Raw genomic sequence first — 1,749 nt, forward strand, 5'->3', positions numbered from 1 at the left:
AAAAAAGTACTCTTAGTAAGTACCGATCCTGCTTCAAATTTACAGGATGTTCTCGATGTAGAATTGACGAATGATCCACTAGCTATTCCAAGTGTAACGAATTTATTTGCATGTAATATTGACCCGGAGGCATCAGCAAAAGCATACCGTGAAAAAGTTGTCGGTCCTTATCGGGGTAAGTTGCCAGATGCTGTTCTCTCAACGATGGAAGAACAGTTATCGGGTGCTTGCACAGTTGAAATAGCTGCATTCGATGAATTTTCTCATCTGTTATCCGATGTAGATGTGTTAAATCAATATGATCACGTATTGTTTGATACTGCGCCGACTGGGCACACACTGCGTCTATTACAATTACCAACTGCATGGACTGGATTTTTAGAAGAGAGCACACATGGGGCTTCCTGTTTAGGTCCCCTATCCGGTCTTGGAGAGAAAAAAGAGTTATATGCGAAAGCTGTTGAGTCTCTTTCTAATCCAGAAAAAACGACGCTGATTTTGGTTTCACGACCGGATGTATCTTCCTTAGTTGAAGCGAATCGGGCTTCTTCAGAGTTAAAGGATATTGGTATTAAAAATCAGCTGCTTATTATTAATGGACTTCTTCAGACGCATCGTCCCGATGATAGTGTGTCAACCGCGTTTTATGAGCGACAGCGTCGTGCATTGAAAGAAACGCCAGAAGCATTAAAACAGGTTGTGACGTTCTCCCTTCCGTTTGTTTCGTATTCATTAACGGGAGTTGATAACCTTCGGCACTTATTTAGCTCTTATACTATGACTGTATTTGAAGATGATGGCCTTAGCAAAGAAAAAATTCACCTTCCCGGCTTACACAAAGTAATCGATGACTTTTCTTCGAAAAACATACGTGTGATCTTCACAATGGGTAAAGGTGGAGTTGGTAAAACGTCGATTGCATCTGCAATTGCAGTTGGCCTCTCTGAGAAAGGGCATCGCGTTCATTTGACTACAACAGACCCAGCAGCACATCTTGAGTATACGTTTGAAGGCAGTGCATTGCGAGACAATCTGACTATCAGTAGCATCAATCCAGAAATCGAAGTGAAAAAGTATCAGCAGGAAGTACTTTCGACAGCAGGGGAAGGGTTGGGCGAAGAAGGAATTGCGTATTTGAAAGAAGATCTAGAATCACCATGTACGGAAGAAATCGCTTTGTTCAGGGCATTTGCCGACGTAGTGGAGAAATCGGAAAATGAAATCATTGTAATTGATACGGCACCGACCGGGCACACATTGTTATTGCTGGATTCAACGGAAGCCTATCATAAGGAAATGAGCCGTTCGACTGGTGATGTACCAGAAAGTGTGAAACAGCTTCTTCCACGTTTACGAAATCCAGAAGAAACTGGAGTGGTCATTGTGACATTGGCCGAAGCGACACCGGTTTTAGAAGCCGCACGATTGCAGGAGGATCTCGAACGTGCGCAGATTGATCCTAAATGGTGGGTTATCAATCAAAGTCTATATGCAACGGAAACAACTGATCCTGTTCTAAAAGGTCGCGCTATTTCTGAAAAACAATGGATTAATAAAGTGAATGAGGAATTTGCACAGCAATGTGCGATAATCCCATGGTTGCATGAAGAGAAACTTGGCTATAACAAATTGAAAGAATTCATCCTATAACCATTTGGAGGTACAGAGCATGCATAAAGTAGTAATCCTAGGTACTGGGCCTGCTGGCTTAACAGCAGCAATTTATTTAGCAAGAGCCAATATGAATCC

At 42.3% G+C, this 1,749-nt stretch carries 1 protein-coding gene; it reads left to right on the forward strand.

Annotated elements, in window-relative coordinates; genetic code table 11:
• On the forward strand, positions 1–1,650 hold a 1,650-nt coding region (gene arsA / locus R2B72_RS18460), incomplete at its 5' end, for an arsenical pump-driving ATPase (protein WP_318618365.1).
• Positions 1,651–1,749 lie beyond the last annotated feature (99 nt).

It is taken from the genome of Sporosarcina sp. YIM B06819, assembly GCF_033485175.1.
GTDB lineage: Bacteria > Bacillota > Bacilli > Bacillales_A > Planococcaceae > Sporosarcina.